A 19,147-nucleotide genomic window follows, 5' to 3' on the forward strand; every position below is an offset into this window, starting at 1 on the left:
GAAGTCTCCGCCGCCCCCGAAGTCCCCGGGGTCGAAGTCCGACCCGGAGTAGTCACCGCCGTCGTACCCGGAGCCCGCCCCGAAGTCGCCGTACCCGGAGCCGTAGTCCGCCGCGTACGCGGGGCTCGACATCATGCCGCCCAGCATCGTGCCGAGGAGCAGGCCCGGCAGGATGCCGCCGCCGAAGTAGCCGCCCGCCCAGGGGCCGTAGGCGGGGCCCGCCTCCCAGTAGGGGCGACGCTCCCCCGAGTCCGTGGCGACCGTCCGGGAAAGGGGTTCCTCGCCGTCGGCGAGGCGGGTGGCGTCCGCGAGGCAGACCGGGACGGAGCGTTCGGCGCCGCCCGGCGGTGCCCACTGCGCGTCCTTGACCGAGGGGCCGTGCCGGGGGTCGAAGAAGCAGGGCGAGCGCCGCTCCGGCAGCGGCCTGCCCTCGCGGCGCGCGGCCAGCAGGGCGAGCGAGAAGCGGCCGTCCTCCAGGGCCTGGGTGACGTCGCGGACCTCTTCGGGGCGCTCCGCGGCCGCCATGTAGGACTTGGCCTTCTCGTACGAGTCGAGGGCGCGTTCGTAGTCGGCGCGCATCAGGTCGTCCGCGCCCGCCTCCGCGGGGTGGAAGTCGAGCCGGTCGAGCTCCTCGCCGTACGCCGTGATGTCCTCGTCGACCACGACCCGCAGCTTCTCCAGCGCCGCCCGCTGCTCGTCGGCCTTGCGCCGGCGGTTCCTGCGGACCACCGCGTACGTCGCACCGGCGCCCGCCACGAGCACCACGCCGACGCCGATCAGGGCGCCCACGGAAACGCCGCCTTCGGAACCGGCGTCCCAGGACGCGGGCGCCGAACCGCCGGCGTCCTTGACCGCCTGATCGACGAAGCCGTTGAGCTGGGTCTTGGTGTTGGTCTCGTCGCCGTAGGTCTGCACGAGGTTGGAGATCTCGTTGTTGTTCAGGACCTGCGGGTCGGCCTTGGCGTCGAACTTGTCACCGAGCCTGATGGCGTAGGCACCCGTCACTCCGGCCTCGGTCCGGAGGTCGCGGAAGAGGTTCTGCTGGGGGAAGTCGGCGGGCAGCACGGCCACGAAGACCGGCTTGTCGGCGTCCTTGATCTTGTCCGCGAGGGCGTTCGCGTCGGCGTCGGAGAGCTGGTCCGAGGCGGCCGGATCGACGTACACCGGGCTCTTCTCCCAGGCGTCCGCGACGACCGGGACGCTCGTGGCCGCCGCGGCTCCGGGCGCGGCCGTGAGCGACACGGCCCCCAGAGAGACGAGAAGGCCGGACAATGCGACAAAAATGTGCTTCGTCCCATTCTTCCTCATACTTCGAAGCTAACTCAGCCGGGCCCCGGGCGGAGGTCCGGAGCCCGGCTGTTTTCACTTCGTCATATCTGGATGGGTCGGAACACCTTGCCGGGGCCGGATCTCACTCCACGGGCGTGACGCCCGCCCGCAGCAGTCCGAAGGTGTAGGCGTCCTCGAGCGCCTGCCACGACGCCGCGATCACGTTCTCCGCGACACCCACCGTCGACCACTCCGCGTCACCGTCGCTGGTGGAGATCAGTACGCGGGTCGTGGAGGACGTGCCGTGCTTACCCTCCAGGATGCGGACCTTGTAGTCGACCAGTTCCATCTTGGCGAGCTGGGGGTAGATCCGCTCGAGGCCGACCCGCAGCGACCGGTCGAGGGCGTTGACCGGGCCGTTGCCCTCCGCAGTGGCGACGATGCGCTCGCCCTTGGCCCACAGCTTCACCGTCGCCTCGTTGGCGTGCGTGCCGTCGGGCCGGTCCTCGACGATGGCCCGCCAGGACTCGACGCGGAAGTAGCGCCGGGCCCTGCCCTCCGCCTCCTCGCGAAGCAGCAGCTCGAAGGACGCGTCGGCGGCCTCGTACGTGTACCCCTGGAGCTCGCGCTCCTTGACCCGCTCCACGACCCGGCCGACCAGCTCGCGGTCGTCGCCCAGGTCGACCCCGAGCTCCTTGCCCTTGAGCTCGATGGAGGCGCGGCCCGCCATGTCGGAGACGAGCATGCGGATCCGGTTGCCCACCAGGTCCGGGTCGATGTGCTGGTAGAGGTCCGGGTCGACCTTGATCGCGGAGGCGTGCAGGCCCGCCTTGTGGGCGAAGGCCGAGACGCCGACGTAGGGCTGGTGCGTGGAGGGGGTGAGGTTGACGACCTCGGCGATGGCGTGCGAGACGCGGGTCATCTCGGTCAGCGAGCCCTCGGGCAGCACCTTCTTGCCGTACTTCAGCTCCAGGGCGCCGACCACGGGGAAGAGGTTGGCGTTGCCGACGCGCTCGCCGTAGCCGTTGGCCGTGCACTGGACGTGGGTCGCGCCCGCGTCCACGGCGGCCAGGGTGTTGGCGACGGCGCAGCCCGTGTCGTCCTGGGCGTGGATGCCGAGCCGGGCGCCGGTGTCGGCGATGACGGTCGCCACGATCGCCTGGATCTGGGCGGGGAGCATGCCGCCGTTGGTGTCGCACAGGACGACGACGTCGGCGCCGGCCTCGGCGGCGGTGCGTACGACGGACTTGGCGTACTCGGGGTTGGCGCGGTAGCCGTCGAAGAAGTGCTCGCAGTCGACGAAGACGCGCCGCCCCTTGGCCACGAGGTAGGAGACGGTGTCACGCACCATCTCCAGGTTCTCCTCCAGCGTGGTGCGCAGGGCGAGCTCGACGTGCCGGTCATGGGATTTGGCGACGAGCGTGATGACGGGGGCGCCGGAGTCGAGGAGCGCGTTGACCTGCGGGTCCTCGGCGGCCTTGGCCCCCGCGCGGCGGGTGGCGCCGAAGGCGACGAGCTGGGCGTGCCGGAAGTCGATCTCTTGCTGTGCGCGGGCGAAGAACTCGGTGTCGCGGGGGTTGGCTCCCGGCCAGCCGCCCTCGATGAAGCCCACGCCGAAGTCGTCCAGGTGCCGGGCGATGGTCAGCTTGTCCGCGACGGTCAGGTTGATGCCCTCGCGCTGCGCGCCGTCGCGCAGCGTGGTGTCAAAGACGTGGAACGCATCGTCGGGTGTGCTGGTTTCCGTCATGCTGATCTGGCTCCTGTGTTGGATCTCGGTCTACCGGAATGACCGGCTCCACCGCCTCAATGATCCCTCGCGCTCCGCGTCCGGCTGAAGTTGGGCCAGGAAACGAAAAAACCCCTCGTGGGTACGAGAGGTTTGCGCGCGGGTCTGAAGACGACGGTGTCCGCCCGTACATGGTGGTACGAGACGGTCACTGCGGACCGGCGCGCCTGCTGCCAATAATCATGGCGAACGAGAGCACGGTGGCAGCCTGCCACAGCCGCGCACACCGCGCTGCCCCGTCTCACGATGCGGGCGACGTGTCCGAACGCCGCCCGCACGAGTGAAGCGTCAGCTTGAGGCGTCAGCGCATGTGGCGTACGAAGACGTCGTATCCGTCGTTCGTGTCGCCGCTCAGCAGGGTCGCGTCGGCGGAGTAGAAGGCGATCCGCCCGCCGCTCGCCGAGATGCCGCCGGGGGCGACCTCGGCCGATGCCGTACCGCCCGTGGTGTCCGGGCTGATCAGCGTGGTCGTGCCGGTCTTCAGGTCCCGCAGGTAGGCGGGCCACTCCTTGCCGTACTCGGAGCCCGGCTCGGCGAGCTCCGTCATGAACGCGAGCCGGCGGCCGTTCGCGCTGATCGCGGGCGAGCGGGTGTAGGCCTCGCCGGGGCCGCCCTGGGTGCCGTGGATCCGCTGGTTCTTCCCGGACGCGATGTCGTGCACGAAGACGTTCCAGGCGGCGTCGTTGTCGTCGGGGACGAGATGCGTGTCGCGCGACTCGAAGACGACCTTCCGGCCGTCTCCGCTGATGGACGGGTCGAGGGACTCCTTCTCCGTCTCGGAGCCGTCGTAGGAGCGGTCGATCTCCGTCAGCTCGCCGGTCTTGCGGTCGCGCAGCCAGACGTCGCTCCAGTCGTCGCCGCGCGGGCCGTTGGAGTAGTTGCGGGCGTAGACGACGCGGCTGCCGTCGTCGCTGACGGTCGCGGAGTGCGAGGCGCGCGGCTCCCAGGTGTCGTTCGGCTGGCTGATCCGCTCGGTGGTGCCGGTCTTGCGGTCGCGCAGGAAGACGACGCTCCCGTCCTCGCGGTGGTCGGTGTCGAAGACGGCGTACCGGGCGTCGGCACTCAGCGAGACGCCGCCCGCGCCCGTGCCGTCGAAGCCGTCGGGCAGCTCGACGTCGAGGCGCTCGGTCTTCTTGGTCCTGCCGTCGTAGAGGCGGACGTCGGAGTCCGAGTAGTTGCCCGCGGGCGAGGAGACGAACGCGACGTAGCGGCCGTCGGCGCTCAGCGACGCGCCCCTGACCTCGCGGCCCTCAAGGGCGATGCGCTGCGTCTTTCCGGTGCGCAGATCGCGTACGAAGATGTCGCGAAGACCGTTCGTGTCGCCTGCGGTCAGGTCGGTGGCCTCGGAGTCGAAGGCCGCGTACCGGCCGTCGCGGCTGAGGGCCGCGCCCGATGAGCGGTCGTTGCCCGCCTTGCCGTCGGCCGTGACGCTGACGCCCTCGGTGCGGGGTGCGGCGTCGGCGCCGGGTGCGGCGAAGGCGGCGGGCAGGGTGGTGACGGTGACCGCCGCGACGACGGCCGCGGCGGTGAGGGCGATGCGCTTGCGGTGGTTCCCGGACATGGTCAAGTCCCCCGTGGTTCCTTGTGGTTGGTGGTTCAGCTGCTCTGTGGATGCGTGGTGGTCGGTGGTCATGGCCGCGCGCGAGTGTCCAGGTGGCGTACGAAGGCGTCCCACCACCCGTTCGTGTCGTCCGGGACGAGGTTGCCTGCGCGCGAGACGAAGACGACCGTGCCGCCGTCCGCGCTCGGCTCCGCGGTCGGCAGGTCGAGCCAGTCGCTCTCCCCTCCGTCGTGCGCCATGGTCACCCGCTGGTTGGTGCGGGTGCGCAGATCGCGGATGAAGAGCGTGCCGCGCGCCGTCTCCCCCTCGACCAGGTGCGTGTCCCAGGAGTGGAACACCACATGGCGGCCGTCGGCGCTGATGCGGGGGTTGAGCGACTCGAACTCCGGCTGCTCGCCCCGCGCGTTCAGGGAGATCCGCTCGAGGGCGCCGCCGCGCACAGCGCGCAGGAAGACGTCGCTCTGCCCGTTCGTGTCCCCCGGGACAAGGCCGTCCGACCAGGAGGAGAAGGCCATCGTCCGGCCGTTCCCGCTCAGGGTGGGGACGGTCATCGCGATGTCGGCGCCGGCGGGCGTGACGTCGAGCCGCTCGGTGGCGTCACGGCGGCGGTCGTACGCGTACACCTGCCGGTCCCAGCCCGGCCTGAACTGCGTGTAGCCATAGGTGATCCGGCTGCCGTCCGCGCTCATCTCCAGACCGGTGACGCCGTAGCCGAGGCTCTCCTGGCCGGGGGCGGGGTCCTTGCTGATCAGCCTGGTGGTGCCGGTCCCGCGGTCGCGTACGTAGACGCCGTACTGGGTGTGCTCCGCCTGGTCGCCGTGCTCCTTCAGGCGGGAGACGAAGACGATGTAGCGGCCGTCGGCGCTCATCCTGGCCTGTGCCGCGTAGTCGCCGTGGACGGGCCTTTCGTCGTCGGACAGGCTGACCGTCTCGGTCCTGTCCGTTCTGCGGTCCCGCACGTAGTAGCGGTCGATGAAGCCGTCCTGCGAGGTGCCGAGCCGGGCGGCGAAGAGTACGTACCGGCCGTCGGCGCTGAGCTGCGCGGCTCCCGTGCCGTCGGCGAACTCGGCGCCGGAGTCCTGAAGGCCGACCCGCTCGACCGTGCCGCGGCGCAGGTCCCTGACGTAGACGTCGTCGCGGTTGTTGGTGTCGTCGGGCCCGGTGAGCGAGCGTGCCGTGGAGAAGGCGGCGTAACGGCCGTCGGCGCTGACGGCGGGGCCATGGGGGGCGTCGGTGGTCTGGGCACCGTCGGCGGTGACGTTGATGCGCTCCGTCCAGGGGGGCTTGGGCGCGGCGGACGCGGCTGTCCCTGAGAAGGCGAAGGCGATGGCGGCGGCGATGACCGCGCCGGACCGGGTGCGCACGGCGGTCACCTCGCGGTCCGCAGGAACACGTCCGACACCCCGTTGGTGTCGCCCGGCACGAGGTCGGCTGACGCCGACGCGAAGGCCACGACGGTGCCGTCGTGATTGACCGAGGGCTCGCCCGCCGCGAGGTCGTTGCGGCCGCCCTCGCTGTCGACGCTGATCAACTGGGTCTTCCCGGTGGCGAGTTCGAGGAGATAGACGGAGGGCGCGGGTCCCTTGCCCTTCGCCCTCTTCGTTCTCGCCGAGACGTAGGCGACGTGGGTGCCGTTCAGGGCGAGCGACGCCTGCGCGGTCCCGTCCTTCTTGTGCGCACCCTCGACCAAGGTCGTCGTCCCCGTGTCGAGGTCGCGCACGAAGACGTTCACGTCGCGGTTCCTGTCGCCGGGCACGAGGTCGGACGCGCGCGACTCGAAGGCGACACGGCGGCCGTCCGCGCTGATGGAGGGTGCCGACGAGGTGCCGTTGGCGGCGCCTCCGCCCAGTGCCGTGCCGGCCTTCTCCAGGCTCCCGGTGTCGAGGTCGCGTACGTAGACGTCGCCACCCTGTTCATACGCGACGTACCGTCCGCCCTCGCTGATCGACGGATGCCCCGCCGCCTCGCCCGAGGCCTCGCTGACCAGGTCGGTGGTGCCGCCGTTGAACCTGAAGCGGTAGACGCGGGGTTGCGGGTCCGGGTCGGCCTCGGTCGGGGGCAGTGTGGCGGTGTACGTGATCCACATGCAGAAGGAGTCGACCATGGGCTGCGACATCGACGCGAAGGCGACGCCCTGGTAGCTGTGCAGGCCGGTGACCTTGCCGACGGAGCGGTTGCGGATGTAGACGAGCGGGCGGCGGTCGGGGCGCGGCGGCGTGACGATCTTGGTGGACTCGGAGACGAAGCCGACCATCCGGCCGCTGGTGCAGGGCGTGCCCGCGCGGGACGGGCCGTCGCCGTTGTAGCTGACCTCGGAGTTCTTGCCGAGGCGGTCGTGGATGTACACGTCCGCGAGGCCGTCCGTGTCGTCACGCCCGACGGGCCCTTCGGCGGTGAAGGCGGTGTTGCGCCCGTCCCCCATCGCCGGTCCGTAGGACGGCTCGTCCAGCTGCGCGCCGTCGTACGTCGTGCTGATGCGCTCGGTGGCGGGCGGCTCGGGCTCCGGCTCCGCGTATGCCGGGAGCGCTCCCATCGTGCCGAGCACGGCGGTCAGACAGAGCCCTGACACGGCTCCTGTGACGGCTCTCTTGCTGGTTCTCTTGCTGGTTCTCTTACTGGTTCTGGCGTTCATGGCATGGGTCCCCCGATTCGGCTCAGTACTGCTCGGCTCGGCTCGATGCGGCGCGGCATCAGCGCGCCGTCCACTTGAAGACGTCACGCAGGACGAGGAGCCAGACCTGGCCGGTGCCCTTGTCCTCGTAGGCGACGTGGCGGCCGTCGGCGCTGATGGACGGGTCCACCATGTCGCGGGCCGAGTCCGGCGGGCCGTCACTGATGACCTCGCGGGTGCCCGTCTCGCGGTCGTAGACCTCGACCCTGGACGGGTCTGAGGGGTGCTGCGGCTGCAGGTCGTAGGCGACGTAGCGGCCGCCCCCCGAGACGGACGCGGCACCCGATGCCCCGTCGGCCTCGGCCCCGTCGGCGGCGGTGCTCACCCGCTCCGCCTCAGGAACAGCGGGCCGGTGCGGTGCCGCCTGCGCCGTGGCCGGTAACACGGTCGTGCCGAGCGCCGCGACCAGTAAGGCGCTCAAGGACACACGTCTGGCAAAGGACACACGTCTGGCAGTGGACATGGCTTCCCCCAAAACCTGTCGTTCCCCCCGGCCCGACACCGAGGGCCCACGGGGATACAAGCGCACCCCCAGGCTCGGCGCAATCCGCTGGATTGCGTACAACCTGGACGGGGGGCTAGGCGTCCGTGGGGACCAGCGCGCCGTCCAGGAACTCCCGTACGTGCGCGAGGATCTGCTCCCGCCCCGTGCCCCGAAGACCGATCGCCACGTGGATGGAGAACCCGTCGAGCAGCGCGCGCAGGCGCGTCGCGAACCGGTCGGGGTCGAGGCCCTTGAACTCGCCCCGCGAGACGCCCTCGGCGAGCAGCGCCACCAGGTCGCGGTGCCAGGCACCCTCGATGGCGACCTGCCGGTCGCGCTCGTCCTCGTCGGCGTTCAGGGAGCGGTTCCAGACCTCGAGCCAGAGCGTCCAGTGGGGGTCGCCGGGGCCGTCGGGGACGTACAGATCGACGAACGCGTCGAGCCGCTCGCGGGCCGTGCCGCGCCGCACGAGCAGCCGGCCGCGCTCGGCGCCGAGCGCGGACTCGCTCCACTCCAAGGTGCGCAGGAGCAGCTCGTCCTTGGTGCGGAAGTAGTAGAGGAGGTGGCCGCTGCTCATGCCCACCTCACGGCCGAGCGCGGCCATGGTCAGCTTCTCCAGGCCGCGCTCGGCGATCATCTCCATGGCCGTGGCAAGGACGTCCTCGCGCGGTGGGGCATTCTTGCGCGCGCGGGCTGTCCCGGCCATGGGGTTACTCCTCAATCACACCTTCGGCTGCTGCTGGGTGATGCAGTGGATGCCACCACCCCCGGCAAAGATCGTACGGGCGTCCACGAGTGTCACCGTCCGGTCGGGGAACAGACGGCGGAATATGCCCGCCGCTATCTCGTCGCGCGGGTCGTCGAAGGAGCACAGGACGACGCCACCGTTGCAGATGTAGTGGTTGATGTACGAGTAGTCGACCCAGCCCTCGTCGTCGGTGAGGACGGTCGGCGCGGGCACCTCGACGATCTCCAGGGTCCGGCCGCGTGCGTCCGTCTGTCCCTTGAGGACCCCGATGATCTCCTTGCTGACCTCGAAGTCCGGGTGGGCGGGGTCCTGCTGCGCGTGCACGAGGACCACGCCGGGTGCGGCGAACGCGGCGACGATGTCGACATGGCCGCGGGTGCCGAAGGTGCCGTAGTCGCCGGTGAGGCCGCGCGGCAGCCAGATCGCCTTGGTGGTGCCGATGCGGGCGTGGATCGCCTCCTCGGCCTGCTCGCGGGTCAGGTTGGGGTTGCGGCCCGGGTCGAGCTGGACCGTGTCGGTGAGCAGCACGGTGCCCTCGCCGTCGACGTGGATGCCGCCGCCCTCGTTGACCAGCGGCGAGGAGTGCACGGGCACGCCCGCGATGTCGGCGATGTGCCGGGCGATCTTCGAGTCGTGCTCCCAGCGGGCCCAGTCCTGGCCGCCCCAGCCGTTGAACACCCAGTCCACGGCGGCCAGTTGGTCACCGTCACGGACGAAGGTGGGGCCGATGTCGCGCATCCACGCGTCGTCCAGGTCGCGCTCGACGAGATCGATGTCCGGGCCGAGCAGCGCGCGGGCGGACTCGCTCTGGCCGGTGCCGACGACCATGGTGACGGGCTCGAAGCGGCGCACCGCGCGGGCCACGTTCGCCCAGGCCGCGCGGCCTTCGGCCAGCTCCTCGTCGTTGGTGAAGGTGGGGTTGGGGCTCGGCCACGCCATCCAGGTGCGCTCGTGCGGGGCCCACTCGGCGGGCATACGGAAAGTCATCGCGGGGTCCTCACAGGTATCACAGGAAGTACAGGCGGTTGAGGGAGACCGAGTCGGCGGGCTCGGAGCGGACCGGGTCGCCGTCGAGCGTGACCAGGCCGGAGCGCTGGTCGACGTCCACGGCGCCGGTGCGGGAGTTGAGGCGCAGGTCGGCGGGGCCGATGCCGCGGGTGCCGCGGACGGCGACGCGGCGGCGCCGGGTGGTCATCTTGTCGTTGCCCTGGTCGACGGCGGCCTGGGCGACGAAGGCGACCGAGATGTCGGCGGGCGTCGTGCCGTGGGCGCCGAACAGCGGCCCCAGGACGAGGGGTTCGCAGGTGTCCGTGGCGGCGTTCGGATCGCCCACGACGCCGTACGCGGGGAAACCGGACTTGAGGACGAGCTGCGGCTTGGCACCGAAGAACTCGGGGCGCCACAGCACGATGTCGGCCATCTTGCCGACTTCGATGGAGCCGACCTCGTGGGCGAGGCCGTGGGCGATGGCGGGGTTGATGGTCAGCTTGGCCATGTAACGCAGGACGCGCGCGTTGTCGTCGTCCGGGCCGTCGCCGTCCATGGGGCCGAGCTCGGCCTTCATCTTCCCGGCCATCGCGAAGGTACGGCGTACGGTCTCACCGGCTCGCCCCATGCCCTGCGCGTCGGACGAGGTGATGCCGATCGCGCCCAGGTCGTGCAGCACGTCCTCGGCACCCATCGTCCCGGCACGGATCCGGTCGCGGGCCATGTGCGCGTCGCCCGGCAGGTCCGTCTTCAGGTCGTGGACGGAGACGATCATGCCGTAGTGCTCGGCGACGGCGTCCCGCCCGAAGGGCAGCGTGGGGTTGGTCGACGACCCGATGACGTTCGGGACGCCGGCCATCTTCAGGACGTTCGGTACGTGCCCGCCGCCGCAGCCCTCGATGTGGAAGGCGTGAATGGTCCGCCCGTCCAGCACCTTCAGGGTGTCCTCGACGGACAGGCATTCGTTCAACCCGTCGCTGTGCAGGGCGACTTGGACGTCGTGCTCCTCGGCGACCCGCAGCGCGGTGTCCAGGGCGCGGGTGTGCGCGCCCATGTCCTCGTGCACCTTGAAGCCGGACGCGCCGCCCTCGGCGAGCGCCTCGATCAGCGGGGCGTCGTGCGAGGACGAACCACGGCCCAGGAAGCCGATGTTGACGGGCCAGGCGTCGAAGGCGTTGAACGCGTGCCGCAGCGCCCAGGGCGAGTTGACCCCGACACCCCACACCGGCCCGAACTCCTGGCCGATGATCGTGGTGACGCCGGAGGCCAGCGAGGCCTCCATGATGCGCGGCGACAGCAGGTGGACGTGCGTGTCCACGGCTCCGGCGGTGGCGATGAGCCCCTCGCCGGACACGATGGACGTACCCGTGCCGACGACGACGTCGACGCCGTCGAGGGTGTCCGGGTTACCGGCCCGCCCGATGGCATGGATGCGGCCTTCCCTGATGCCGATGGACACCTTGCGGATGCCCTGCGCGGCGTCGATCACCAGGACGTTGCTGATCACGACATCACAGGTCTCGCGGACCGCCGCACCCTTCAGGTGCAGTCCGTCGCGGGCCGTCTTGCCGAACCCGGCGAGGAATTCGTCGCCGTACTTCTGCGCGTCGGACTCCACGCGGACGGTGAGTCCGGAGTCGCCGAGCCGGACCCGGTCGCCCGCGCGGGGCCCGTGGGTGGAGGCGTACGCGTACGGATCGATGTTCTGTCCGGTCATCGGTCGGCTCCCAGGTATCCGCAGGCCCTGGCCCTGCGCAGGGCCTCTTCCTTCGCGCCGGGCGCGTCCAGCGCGCCGTCCACCAGACCGGCGAAGCCGATCGCGACGCGGTCGCCACCGATCGGCACGAGCCCCACGTCGACGCTCTCGCCGGGCCCGAAGCGCACGGAGGACCCGGCGGGCACCGCGAGCCGCATGCCGTACGCGGCCGAGCGGTCGAAGTCGAGCCGGGGGTTCGCCTCGAAGAGGTGGAAGTGCGAGGTGACGGAGACGGGCACGGTGGCGGTGTTGTGCACGGTCAGCGTCACGGCGGGGGCGAGCTCCACGTGCTCGGGCCCCGGCAGCAGCGCGCCGGGCGCCTCGCTCCCCAGACCCGCGCCGATCGGCTGGGACACGACAGCGAGCCGGGAGCCGTCGTCGAAGACGGCCTCCACATGCACCTCGGTCACGACGTCCGCCACACCCGGCAGCACGTCGTCCGGGCCCAGGACCGCCCGCGCGTGTTCGATGGCCTCGGCGAGCCTGGACCCGTCGCGGGCCGCCTCGCACACCGTGTCCGCGATCAGCGCGGTCGCCTCGGGGACGTTGAGCTTGAGGCCGCGCGCCTTGCGGGCCCTGGCGAGCTCGGCGGCCCCGAAGAGCAGCAGCCGGTCGCGTTCCGTGGGGGTCAGTCGCACGACACCACACCTCCGTCTTTAGAGCATCACTCTAACCATGAGATTCATTGCACGGAAGCATTGACGTCCGAGCTTGACTCAGTTCACATAGAGCGGCACTCAAACAGCCGAAGGCGACCCTGTGTGCGCAGGCCGCCACCCTCGAGCGTCAGGGGCACCCTCATGCCGATAGAACAGCGCGGAGTAGACACCATCCCGGACAGGGAACGCACCAGCGGACCTCGCGATCTCATCTCGATCCTTCTCGGTTCCAACCTCTGTCTAGGGGTGATCGTCTTCGGCTGGCTGCCGGTGTCGTTCGGCCTGGGCTGGTGGGCGTCGGTCACCTCAGTGGTGACGGGAACGGTGATCGGCACGGTCCTGACCGCGCCCCTCGCCCTCGTCTCGCTGCGTACGGGGACGAACCTCTCCACATCGTCCGGAGCCCAGTTCGGCGTACGCGGCCGCCTGGTCGGCTCGATCGTCGGCCTGCTCCTGGCCCTCGGCTACACCGCGCTGACCGTCTGGATCGGCGGCGACGTGATGGTGGGCGTGCTGCACCGCCTCGTCGGCCTCCCGGCCGGCGGTCTCTCGTACGGGATCGTGTACGCGCTGCTCGGCGCCGCCACGGTGGCGGGCGCGGTCTACGGCTACCGGGTGCTGCTCCGCCTGTCCCGCATCCTCGCCGTGGGCATGACCGCGCTCCTGGTCCTCGGCGCCGTCGCCTACGCCCCCGACTTCACGACCTCGGCCCTGCCCGACGCGGGCGGCTATCTGCTCGGCTCGTTCTGGCCGACCTGGCTGCTCGCGATGGTGGCGGCGGGGCTTTCGGGTCCGATCGCGTTCATCACGCTCCTCGGCGACTACACCCGCTACATCTCCCCCGAGCGGCACAGCTCGCGCTCGGTGCTGCGGGCGACGTGGATCGGCCTGCTCGCCGGGCTCCTGACGCCGCAGCTCTTCGGTACGTTCACGGCGTACGCGGCGCGCGCGGCCCTCGACTACGCGGGCCCGCTGGTCTCCGCGTCCCCCGGCTGGTACCTGATCCCGCTCCTCCTGGCCGCCTCGGCGGGATCGGTCGGCAACGCGGGCCTGATGCTGTACTCGATGGGCCTGGACCTGGACGCGATCCTGCCCCGCGCGTCCCGCGCCCGGGCGACGTACACGGTCGCCGTCGTGGCCACGGCCTGCGTGTTCGTGGGCCACTACGCCTGGGAGGCGGCCGACGCGATGACGTCGTTCGTCCTGCTGCTCACCGCCATCGGCACGCCCTGGGCGGTGATCACCCTCATCGGCTTCGCCCGCTGCAAGGGCGTCTACGACGCGGACGCGCTGCAGGTCTTCAACCGCCGCTCCAAGGGCGGCGCCTACTGGTACAGCGCCGGCTGGAACATCCCGGCGACGGTGTCCTGGGTCCTGGGCGCGGCGGTCGGCCTCGCGGCCGTCTCCCTGCCGACGTACGAGGGTCCGCTCCTTTCCCTGACGGGCGGGGTGGACTGCAGCTTCCTGCTGTCGGGGCTTGTGGGCGGGGTGGCGTACGTGGCACTCGAGCGGCGGGTGCCGGCCGTGTCCCAAGAGGGCGCGACCAGCCACGACGAGCCCGCAGCCGAACCACAAGCGGCAACAAAAGCTTGAGCACGAAGGCGGGGCCCGGCGACACATCGCCGGGCCCCGCTTTCATGCACCGCACACGCCCTCAGCCGAGGTCATGCATCCAGCCATGGACGTCCTTCGACGTCCCCCGCTGAATGTCAAGGAGCGCCTCCCGCAGCTTCATCGTGACCTCGCCCGGCTGCCCGCCGCTCTGGTCCCACTCCCCCGACCGGCACTTGACCGTCCCGACGGGAGTGATCACCGCGGCCGTGCCGCAGGCGAAGACCTCCGTCAGGGTGCCGTCCGAGGAGTCCGCCTGCCACTGGTCGATGGAGACGCGCGCCTCCTGCGACTCGTAGCCGAGGTCACGGGCGACCGTGAGCAGCGAGTCGCGGGTGATGCCCGCGAGGAGGGAGCCCGTCAGCGTCGGGGTGACGATCTTGTTGCCGTACACGAAGTACAGGTTCATGCCGCCGAGCTCTTCCACCCACTTGTGCTCGACCGCGTCGAGGTACGCGACCTGGTCGCAGCCCTTCTCCGCCGCCTCGGCCTGCGCGAGCAGCGACGCCGCGTAGTTGCCGCCGGTCTTGGCGTCGCCCACGCCGCCGGGCACGGCGCGCACCCGGTCCTCGGAGAGCCAGATCGAGACGGGCTTGACCCCACCGGGGAAGTACGCGCCGGCGGGCGATGCGATGACGATGAAGAGGTACTCGTTGGCGGGCTTCACGCCCAGGCCGACCTCGCTCGCGATCATGAACGGGCGCAGGTAGAGGGACTCCTCGCCGCCGTGCGCGGGCACCCAGTCCTTGTCCTGCTTGACCAGCGCGTCGCACGCCTCGATGAACGTCTCGACGGGCAGCTCCGGCATCGCGAGGCGGCGCGCGGAGGCCTGGAAGCGGCGGGCGTTGGCGTCGGGGCGGAAGGAGGCCACCGTGCCGTCGGGCTGCCGGTAGGCCTTGAGGCCCTCGAAGATCTCCTGGGCGTAGTGCAGGACGTTCGTCGCCGGGTCGAGGGCGAGCGGGCCGTACGGAACGAGCTGGCCGTCGTGCCAGCCGCGGCCCTCCGTCCACTTGATCGTCACCATGTGATCGGTGAAGTGGCGGCCGAACCCGGGGTTGGCCAGGATCGCCTCGCGCTCCGCTGTGGACAGCGGGGTCGAGGAGGGCTTGAGCTCGATGGTCGGCGTCGTCGTCATGAGTGCTTCGTCCTTCACGGTGTGATGGTGACGGACCGCGCTCACGTCTGTACTTCCAGTACTAGGACGTCCGAGCTTCCCTGCATTCCGCGGCCCCACGTTCGATTATCGCTCGCGGGAACCGGTGGAAGGAACAGCGTGATTGCGGCCCAGGGGTCGATGGTGGCACCCGGAGCCGCATACGAGAAGCCGCCGGGTGGCCCTCTTCGGACCCGGCGGCTTCTCTTCGCTGGTGCGGCTGCCGGGTCAGCCGGCTACTCGTCCGACGAGCGCGTCGCCGATCTCGTCCGTCGTGCGGACCGCGTCGCCGCGCTCGGCCAGGTCGGCGGAGACGGCGGTCTCGATGCGGGCCGCCTCGTCCTCGTACCCGAGGTGGCGAAGGAGCAGCGCGACCGACAGGACGGTGGCCGACGGGTCGGCCTTGCCCTGGCCCGCGATGTCCGGGGCCGAGCCGTGCACGGGCTCGAACATCGAGGGGAACTCACGCGCGGGGTTGATGTTTCCGGACGCCGCGACGCCGATGCCGCCGGAGACGGCCGCGGCGAGGTCGGTGATGATGTCGCCGAAGAGGTTGTCGGTGACGATCACGTCGAACCGCGCGGGGTCGGTGACGAGGAAGATCGTCGCCGCGTCCACGTGCAGGTAGTCGGTGGTGACCTCGGGGAACTCCTCGGCCACCTTGTTGAACGTGTTGGTCCAGAGGTGACCGGCGAACGTGAGGACGTTGTTCTTGTGGACCAGCGTCAGCTTCTTGCGCGGGCGGGCCTGCGCGCGGGCGAAGGCGTCACGGACCACACGCTCGACACCGAAGGCGGTGTTCACGGAGACCTCGGTGGCGACCTCGTGCGGGGTGCCCTGGCGGATGGTGCCGCCGTTGCCCGTGTAGGGGCCCTCGGTTCCTTCGCGTACGACGATGAAGTCGATCTCCGGCTGGCCGGCGAGCGGGGTGGAGACACCCGGAAGGAGCTTGGACGGCCGCAGGTTGACGTGGTGGTCGAAGAGGAAGCGGAGCTTCAGCAGGAAGCCGCGCTCCAGGACGCCGGACGGGACCGAGGGGTCGCCGATCGCGCCGAGGAGGATCGCGTCGTGCTGCTTGAGGGCGTCCACGTCGGCGTCGGTGAGGGTCTCACCGGTGGCGTGGTAGCGCTTGGCCCCGAAGTCGAACTCCTTGGTCTCCAGCTTCACATCCTGCGGGAGGACGGCATTGAGGACCTTGAGCCCCTGGGCCACGACTTCCTGGCCGATTCCATCACCGGGGATCACTGCGAGATTGAGGATGCGAGAACTTGCCGACATGCGAGAAGCCTACGCCTCGTCCCAGGGGATGACATACGCAGTCCGGCATGCGGACAGGCCTGGTCGATCATTTTCGCGGCCATGGCCAACTCACCGGATCGACACGATCCGTTCACGTGGAGGTCTGGCCCCGGTTCGAAGTTACTGGGAAGTTTTCCCACCATGGAGACCCCGAACGTCGGCATTCCGGAGCAGCTCGCCGAGCGCATGAGCATGCCGGAGCAGCACGAGTACCTGCGCAAGAAGCTCTCCCGCCGCAAGGTCCTGGCCAGTTCGTTCGCCACGGCCGGCACGGTCGGCGGCATCGGCCTGCTCGCGGGCAGCTCGGGCAGCGCGTACGGCGAGGGCGCCTCGGCGTCCCGGCCGCTCGCCGCGCCGTCCGCGCCCGTCAAGGTCGACGGCAAGATGGTGGCGCCCTTCGGCAGGCACCTCGCCTTCGGGGCCGATCCGAAGACCCAGATGCGTGTGTCCTGGCAGGTGCCGTTCGCCGTCAAGTCCCCTTGTCTGCGGGTGGGTCTCAAGCCCTGGGAGCTGAGCCAGAAGGTCGAGGCGGAGGTGCGCGACCTGCACACCCCGTCCCTGTCGAAGAAGCTGCCGGCGGTCGAGCAGTACTACCTGCACGCGGCGCTCGACGGCCTGAAGCCCGGCACGACGTACTACTACGGCGTCGGGCACGACGGCTTCGACCCGGCGTCCCCCGAGCGGATGGCGACGATCGGCTCCTTCCGCACGGCCCCGGCGACGGCGGAGAAGTTCGTCTTCACGGCCTTCGGCGACCAGGGCGTGAGCTATGACGCGCTCGCCAACGACCAGTTGATCCTGGGCCAGAACCCGTCCTTCCATCTGCACGCGGGCGACATCTGCTACGCCGACTCCAGCGGGCACGGCAAGGAGTCGGACACGTACGACGCGCGCGTGTGGGACACCTTCCTCGCGCAGACGGAGAGCGTCGCGAAGTCCGTGCCGTGGATGGTGACGACCGGCAACCACGACATGGAGGCCTGGTACTCGCCGAACGGCTACGGCGGCCAGTCCGCCCGCTGGTCGCTCCCCGAGAACGGCTTCGACGCGAAGAACGCGCCGGGCGTCTACTCCTTCACGTACGGCAATGTCGGCATCGTCGCGCTCGACGCGAACGACGTCTCGTACGAGATCCCCGCCAACAAGGGCTACACGGACGGCAGGCAGACGGCCTGGCTGGACAAGCGCCTCGCCGCGCTGCGCGCGGACGACTCCATCGACTTCGTCGTGGTCTTCTTCCACCACTGCATGTACTCGACGGCGACACACGCGTCGGACGGCGGGGTGCGCGACGCGTGGCTCGAACTGTTCACCAAGCACCAGGTGGACCTGGTGATCAACGGCCACAACCACGTCTACGAGCGGACCGACGCGGTCAAGGGCGGCGAGGTCGGCAAGCCCGTGCCGGTCGGCGCGTCGACGGATCCGACGCGTGACGGCATCGTGTACGTCACCGCGGGCGGCGCGGGCAAGGACCTCTACAGCTTCGGCCTCGGGGTGAAGGACAGCTACGAGGGGAACGTGCACGACCACGACTCGATCGTGTCGTTCCACTGGACGAAGCTGCGCCTCCCGGACCCGGACACGGTGGAGTGGTCACGGGTGCGGTACACCGGCTTCTCGTTCCTCGCGGTGGAGGTGACGGCCGGCGCGAGCCCGAAGCTGACGGTCTCTGCGCTCGCCGAGAGCGGGGAGTGCGTGGACCACTTCGAGGTGGTGAGAGGGCGCTCGGGTCAGTGACCCGTCGCGCCGCCGTTGTCCCTGCGGTCGAGGGCTCGCTGCAGGGCGGCGGCGGCGTTCTTGCGCTCGGACTCGTTCGTGCGGGGGGCGTGGCGGACTCGGCGTGCGGTCGTCTCGGCCATGGGAGATCCACTCCTTGAGAGGGAAGGCAGCGTGCTATCGAGACTCCCCCACTGCCTAAAGGGCGTGGGGGGACCCCCAGAGGGGCGGGGAGTGTGGAGCCGCAGGGTTCGCCTGCGTGGGGCTCCGGCTCACGACCGCCATTCGCTTGATCGAGCGAGACGTTCGGCTTCTACAAAGCTAAGTGAGGACGGAGCATCTGTCTCCACAATTACTCGGACTTCCTACTATCTGAGACGGGCCTCATGCGCGGACCGCTCTGAGCTCGCGGATCAGGGCGCGTACGGCGGTGGAAGAGGCCAGCTCAGGGGTGGTGACATAGCCGACGGAGCGGGTCGGGCGCTCCGTTCCGAGATCAGTGATCTCGATGGTGTCCGGTGCTCCGGTCAGGGAGAGCGCGGGCATGATCGCCATTCCGTGACCGTTGCTCACCATCGAGAGCACTGCTCCGTCGTCCTCGGTGAGCACGGTCGCCTCGGGGATCCAGTCCTGCCTCCCCCACCACTCCCGCGTGTAGGAGCCGCAGTTCTCGTGCCAGTCCACCAGCGGCAGCGAGCGCGGGTCGGGGTGGCCCGCCGGGTGCACGAGCGCGTAGGGCTCTTCGAGGAGTACGTCGCCGATGAGCCCGGCGGGCACGGGCGAGGTCCCGCCGATCGTCGCGATGCCCACGTCGGCGCGGCCCTCTGCGACCTCGCCCGCAGTACCGGCCCCCAGCTCCCGCACCACCCGGACCTCCGGCCGGATGCCGGGGTGGCGGGCGGTGAGGCGTTCCAGGGCGGCCGGGAGCAGATGCAGGGCGACGCTGCGGAAGGCGGCGATGCGCAGGGGTCCCTCGACCGTGCCCCGGTCGGCGCCGCGGGCCTCGGCCACCAGGGTGTCGAGCAACCGCAGGACGCGGCGGGCGTGCGCGGCGGCGGCGGCTCCGGCGGCGGTCGGTGTCGCGCCCTTGCGGCCCCGCTCGAAGAGCACCGCTCCGACCTTGCGTTCCGTGCCGCGGATGGAGTGCGAGACCGCGGACTGGGTCAGGCCGAGGGCCTGGGCCGCCGCGGAGAAGCCGCGCCGGTCGTCGACGGCGACGAGGATGCGGAGCTCGTGCGGGGCGAGGTCGGCGGCGGCGGTCTTTCCAGCGGCCTTTCCAGCGGTTTCAGCGGCATCCATCACGGCTCCCACCTGCTTCTATGAGGGCCCCTCATGGTTCGGGCCTTTCCATGAGCGCAACCCTCTGCCCGGCCCCCGCATTCCTCCGTACGGTCACCGCCATGACCCGGTCTCTTTTACACATCTCCGATCCCACGAGACGCTC

The 19,147-nt window shown here is 70.5% G+C and carries 16 protein-coding genes; 2 read left to right on the forward strand and 14 right to left on the reverse strand.

The window, feature by feature from the left end:
• The 10 genes from E2651_RS27400 to ureA form a co-directional block, all read right to left on the reverse strand.
• A partial coding sequence (locus tag E2651_RS27400; RefSeq protein WP_135333907.1) for a hypothetical protein occupies nucleotides 1–1,308 on the reverse strand: 1,308 nt, incomplete at its 3' end.
• Between the two features lie 103 nt (nucleotides 1,309–1,411).
• Entirely contained in the window at nucleotides 1,412–3,016 is a 1,605-nt protein-coding gene (gene cimA / locus E2651_RS27405) for a citramalate synthase (protein WP_135333908.1), read from the reverse strand.
• A 340-nt stretch (nucleotides 3,017–3,356) separates the two neighbouring features.
• Nucleotides 3,357–4,616, reverse strand: coding sequence for a PD40 domain-containing protein (locus E2651_RS27410; RefSeq protein WP_135333909.1), 1,260 nt, complete (start codon nucleotides 4,614–4,616; stop codon nucleotides 3,357–3,359).
• Nucleotides 4,617–4,684: 68 nt separating this feature from the next.
• Nucleotides 4,685–5,980: a PD40 domain-containing protein gene (locus E2651_RS27415; RefSeq protein WP_167828908.1), complete on the reverse strand. Its 1,296-nt coding sequence runs from the start codon at nucleotides 5,978–5,980 to the stop codon at nucleotides 4,685–4,687.
• A 5-nt stretch (nucleotides 5,981–5,985) separates the two neighbouring features.
• On the reverse strand, nucleotides 5,986–7,185 hold the full coding sequence (locus E2651_RS27420) for a hypothetical protein (RefSeq protein ID WP_245239265.1): 1,200 nt from the start codon (nucleotides 7,183–7,185) through the stop codon (nucleotides 5,986–5,988).
• Between the two features lie 121 nt (nucleotides 7,186–7,306).
• Nucleotides 7,307–7,708, reverse strand: a complete 402-nt coding sequence (locus tag E2651_RS27425) for a hypothetical protein (protein WP_209446258.1) — start codon at nucleotides 7,706–7,708, stop codon at nucleotides 7,307–7,309.
• A gap of 157 nt (nucleotides 7,709–7,865) precedes the next feature.
• Nucleotides 7,866–8,477, reverse strand: coding sequence for a TetR/AcrR family transcriptional regulator (locus E2651_RS27430; protein WP_135333912.1), 612 nt, complete (start codon nucleotides 8,475–8,477; stop codon nucleotides 7,866–7,868).
• 15 nt (nucleotides 8,478–8,492) lie between these two features.
• Nucleotides 8,493–9,506, reverse strand: coding sequence for an agmatine deiminase family protein (locus E2651_RS27435; protein ID WP_135333913.1), 1,014 nt, complete (start codon nucleotides 9,504–9,506; stop codon nucleotides 8,493–8,495).
• 19 nt (nucleotides 9,507–9,525) lie between these two features.
• Entirely contained in the window at nucleotides 9,526–11,223 is a 1,698-nt protein-coding gene (locus E2651_RS27440) for an urease subunit alpha (RefSeq protein ID WP_135333914.1), read from the reverse strand.
• The gene (ureA, locus tag E2651_RS27445) at nucleotides 11,220–11,900 is read right to left on the reverse strand and encodes an urease subunit gamma (RefSeq protein WP_135333915.1); all 681 of its coding nucleotides are present in this window, start codon (nucleotides 11,898–11,900) and stop codon (nucleotides 11,220–11,222) included. The genes E2651_RS27440 and ureA overlap by 4 nt, the downstream gene beginning before the upstream one ends.
• A gap of 162 nt (nucleotides 11,901–12,062) precedes the next feature.
• On the opposite strand from ureA, the gene E2651_RS27450 reads away from it, so the two are divergent.
• Nucleotides 12,063–13,514 carry a cytosine permease gene (locus tag E2651_RS27450; RefSeq protein WP_135333916.1) on the forward strand — a complete coding sequence of 484 codons (1,452 nt, stop codon included), beginning with the start codon at nucleotides 12,063–12,065 and terminating at the stop codon, nucleotides 13,512–13,514.
• A 61-nt stretch (nucleotides 13,515–13,575) separates the two neighbouring features.
• Here E2651_RS27450 and E2651_RS27455 read toward each other — a convergent pair whose 3' ends face one another.
• Entirely contained in the window at nucleotides 13,576–14,667 is a 1,092-nt protein-coding gene (locus tag E2651_RS27455; protein WP_135333920.1) for a branched-chain amino acid aminotransferase, read from the reverse strand.
• A gap of 246 nt (nucleotides 14,668–14,913) precedes the next feature.
• Entirely contained in the window at nucleotides 14,914–15,963 is a 1,050-nt protein-coding gene (locus tag E2651_RS27460; protein WP_135333917.1) for a 3-isopropylmalate dehydrogenase, read from the reverse strand.
• Nucleotides 15,964–16,125: 162 nt separating this feature from the next.
• Between E2651_RS27460 and E2651_RS27465 the strand changes: the two genes are divergently transcribed.
• A complete protein-coding gene (locus E2651_RS27465; protein WP_135333918.1) occupies nucleotides 16,126–17,724 on the forward strand; it encodes a metallophosphoesterase family protein in 1,599 nt (532 codons plus the stop codon).
• Here the strand turns inward: E2651_RS27465 and E2651_RS45985 are convergent.
• Nucleotides 17,718–17,846: a hypothetical protein gene (locus tag E2651_RS45985; RefSeq protein ID WP_280922811.1), complete on the reverse strand. Its 129-nt coding sequence runs from the start codon at nucleotides 17,844–17,846 to the stop codon at nucleotides 17,718–17,720. The genes E2651_RS27465 and E2651_RS45985 overlap by 7 nt on opposite strands.
• Nucleotides 17,847–18,087: 241 nt before the next feature.
• A complete protein-coding gene (locus E2651_RS27470) occupies nucleotides 18,088–19,002 on the reverse strand; it encodes a LysR family transcriptional regulator (RefSeq protein WP_135333919.1) in 915 nt (304 codons plus the stop codon).
• Nucleotides 19,003–19,147: the final 145 nt, after the last annotated feature.

The organism is Streptomyces sp. MZ04 (genome assembly GCF_004684775.1).
Lineage (GTDB): Bacteria > Actinomycetota > Actinomycetes > Streptomycetales > Streptomycetaceae > Streptomyces.

Excerpts from the sequence above, each read along its gene's own strand:
- E2651_RS27430 (WP_135333912.1), bottom strand. The coding sequence starts at position 8,477 with ATGGCCGGGACAGCCCGCGCGCGCAAGAATGCCCCACCGCGCGAGGAC.
- E2651_RS27460 (WP_135333917.1), bottom strand. The coding sequence starts at position 15,963 with ATGTCGGCAAGTTCTCGCATCCTCAATCTCGCAGTGATCCCCGGTGAT.
- E2651_RS27470 (WP_135333919.1), bottom strand. The coding sequence starts at position 19,002 with ATGGATGCCGCTGAAACCGCTGGAAAGGCCGCTGGAAAGACCGCCGCC.
- E2651_RS27455 (WP_135333920.1), bottom strand. The coding sequence starts at position 14,667 with ATGACGACGACGCCGACCATCGAGCTCAAGCCCTCCTCGACCCCGCTG.
- E2651_RS27465 (WP_135333918.1), top strand. The coding sequence starts at position 16,126 with ATGGAGACCCCGAACGTCGGCATTCCGGAGCAGCTCGCCGAGCGCATG.
- E2651_RS27435 (WP_135333913.1), bottom strand. The coding sequence starts at position 9,506 with ATGACTTTCCGTATGCCCGCCGAGTGGGCCCCGCACGAGCGCACCTGG.
- E2651_RS45985 (WP_280922811.1), bottom strand. The coding sequence starts at position 17,846 with ATGGCCGAGACGACCGCACGCCGAGTCCGCCACGCCCCCCGCACGAAC.
- E2651_RS27450 (WP_135333916.1), top strand. The coding sequence starts at position 12,063 with ATGCCGATAGAACAGCGCGGAGTAGACACCATCCCGGACAGGGAACGC.
- E2651_RS27410 (WP_135333909.1), bottom strand. The coding sequence starts at position 4,616 with ATGTCCGGGAACCACCGCAAGCGCATCGCCCTCACCGCCGCGGCCGTC.
- E2651_RS27440 (WP_135333914.1), bottom strand. The coding sequence starts at position 11,223 with ATGACCGGACAGAACATCGATCCGTACGCGTACGCCTCCACCCACGGG.
- cimA (WP_135333908.1), bottom strand. The coding sequence starts at position 3,016 with ATGACGGAAACCAGCACACCCGACGATGCGTTCCACGTCTTTGACACC.